Source organism: Gemmatimonas sp., from assembly GCF_044376735.1.
Taxonomy (GTDB): domain Bacteria; phylum Gemmatimonadota; class Gemmatimonadetes; order Gemmatimonadales; family Gemmatimonadaceae; genus Gemmatimonas.
On record NZ_JBILKJ010000265.1, the window covers coordinates 1 to 2803 of the forward strand.

The window sequence follows — 2803 nt, forward strand, 5'->3', positions numbered from 1 at the left end:
GGTTCTGTCCCATCGTTTCGAATCCGCGCGCTTCGGTGCCCAGGCGCACCCACGCGGGAAAGAGCAGCGCGGTGCCGTTCTGAATCGTGAACATGAGCGCATTGAACACCGGCACGCCCACGGCCACCGAGACGAAGATCGGAATCGTGGCGCCGCTGTCGGTCAGCAGGGCGGGCTCCTGCAGGAACATCACGAGCGGCACGACCATGAGCGACCACACGGTGACCGAGTGCAGCGCGGTCACGGCGGCGATCTCCGCTGCCACGATGCGCCATCCGGGGAGCGGCATCGTTTTGAGCATGGCCAAGCGCGGCAGATCGAGTCGCAGGTCGAAGCGCATCCACAGCGGGCCGATGAACAGCATCATGGCGCCCCAGCCGACCGTAATGGCCATGAAGACGTCGCCGGCGCGCGCGGAGGCCGAGCGGGTGGCCACGGCGAGTACGGCGAGCCCGATGGTGAAGGTGACGAGCTGCGTGCGCCACGCGCCACCGCGCACGGCGGCCGCCACGTTCTTCCAGGCGATCGCCATTTCCGGACGACCGGTGAGGGCCAGCGACGGCACCTTGGCCAGCTTTCCCTTTCGTGAGCGCGAGTTGCCCAACTGTGACGAGCGCACGCGCCGCAGTCGTTCGGCGCGATGTTGCGTGGCTTCGAGGGCGGCTTCTTCGAAGGCTTTGTCGAGACGCACCACCCAGAGGTAATGCAGCATGAGGATCGCGGCGGCCCACGGCACCAGCGCGAGCCAGGCGCCTCCGCTGCTGAGGAAGACCGGCTCGAGCACGGCGCGTACCGGCCACAACGCGGCGGCAGGCACGGGAGCGCGGAGCGCGTCGGTGATGGCGAGCAGCACGGCCTTGGTGCCCGAGAGACTGGCCACCCGCAGCAGCGGCCACGCGGTCACCACCCCGTATACCACCGCCACCAGCACGGCGCCGAACACCAGCAGCGGCAGCACGAGCCGACGCCGCGCCTTGCCCACATGCTCCATGGCGTTGGCGTGCACGATCGATGCACCCAGCCGATGCAGCGCCAGCGTGGAGAAGAGCATCCACAACGACAACCCGCGCTGCCACCCTTCCACGGTGCCACCGCCGCCACGCAACAGCACGCTGAAGATGAGCGTGTTGAGCAGAATCGCGAGCTGCATGCGCACCAGCTTGGCGTGCACCAACTGCAAACGGCTCACGGGCGCGGGAAACAGGAACTGCACCTCGGCCGGCGTGAAGGCGAGCGCGCCGCGCTCTCCGCCGAACACCCACCAGCGCGCCGCCGACAGCAGCAGGAACACGCTGGCGATGGCGAGGAGGAGCTCGGTGATGTCGGTGTCGAGCAGCGACGCCATCGGTCCGCCGCCCAGCTGTGTGTTGCGGAACAGCGCCCACCAGATGTACAGCATGCCCATCACGACGGCGGCGAGATAGCGCGGGCTCTTGGCGCGCGCCACCTGTTGCCGCAGCCGATTGGCCGCGGTGCGCCGATACAGGAACAGCATGGCCGGCACGGGGGCCGGCGGATGTGGCATGCTCACGAGACGGTGTCGTCGCCGGTGAGCGCGATGAACATCTCTTCGAGTGAGCGGCCGGCCAGCTCGGGGCGCGCGTCCACGATTTCCGCGATGGTGCCCAACGCGACCGCCTGACCTTTGCGGATCACGAGCAGGCGCGTGCACAGCTCTTCCACCAGATGCAGCAAGTGCGAGCTGAGGATCACGGCGGCCCCTTCGCGCGCTCGCGCGGCGATGGTTTCCTTCATGCGACGGATGCCGACCGGATCGAGTCCGGTGAGCGGTTCGTCCAGCAGCAAGGCCGACGGGCGATGCAACAATCCGCAGGCGATCGCCAGCTTCTGCTTCATGCCCCGCGACAGTTCGGTGGGGAGCGCATCCTGCTTGGCGGTGAGCTCGAGCTCTTCGAGCAGCACCGGAATGCGCGGCGCCGCGTCGGGGACGCCATACAGGCGCGCCACGAACTGCAGATGCTCGGTGACGGTGAGATAGTCGAACAGCTGCGGCTCGTCGGGAATGAACGCGAGCCGCGACTTGGCCGCCACCGGATCGGTTTGCAGGTCGATGTCGGCAATGCGGATGCGTCCCGACGTGGGCTGCAGGATACCGGCGAGGGCGCGCAGGGTGGTGGTTTTGCCGGCTCCGTTGGGACCCACCAACCCGAGCACGTCGCCCGGTGCCACACGAAACGACAGCGACTGCACGGCCACGGTGTCGCCATACAACTTGGTGTACTCGATCACGTCAATCATGAAGAACAGTATGGAGTACGGGGTACGGAGTAGGGAGTCGCCCGTGGGTATTGTGCCTGCTATGGAACAACGAGTGGCGCGGATAGTGTGATGGTAAGCGTCGCCCCGGCCGGAAGACACCGCTCGGTTTGGGTGTTCCTGGCGGACGCGATGGTCCCCGCGGCCGCACCGCCGGCGGCGCCGATGATGGTACCACGGGCGTCGCCGCCGAGGACGCGTCCGGCGATGGCGCCGAGGATGGCACCGGTGACGACCTTGCCCTGATTGCCACCCTTCGACACTTGACGTTCGCTGACGGCGGTCTCGTCGTCCACGCGCACGGTGCCCTGCACGGGCAGCAACTCGCCGTCGACCTGCACGCTGCGCAGGCGAAAGGCGAAGCGGCCATCGGCGGTGGGCGGCGCCATTTCCACGAGGATGGGGGTGCCGGCGGGGAGCGTGGCGCCGTCGGGGCCGGTCACCGGTGCCGAGAGGGCGGCCACGAGGCGGTCGCCGGGGCGATTGGCGAGCGAGCAGATGGCGGCGTTGGTCTTGCCGGCGAGCG

The 2803-nt window shown here is 68.3% G+C and carries 3 protein-coding genes; all 3 read right to left on the reverse strand.

Going from position 1 to position 2803, the window contains the following annotated elements:
• The coding region (locus ACIRA7_RS16435; protein WP_396221910.1) for a putative ABC exporter domain-containing protein at window positions 1-1525 on the reverse strand (1525 nt) is incomplete at its 3' end.
• 2 nt (window positions 1526-1527) lie between these two features.
• Window positions 1528-2259, reverse strand: a complete 732-nt coding sequence (locus ACIRA7_RS16440; protein WP_396221911.1) for an ABC transporter ATP-binding protein — start codon at window positions 2257-2259, stop codon at window positions 1528-1530.
• Window positions 2260-2318: 59 nt separating this feature from the next.
• On the reverse strand, window positions 2319-2803 hold a 485-nt coding region (locus ACIRA7_RS16445; protein WP_396221912.1), incomplete at its 5' end, for a hypothetical protein.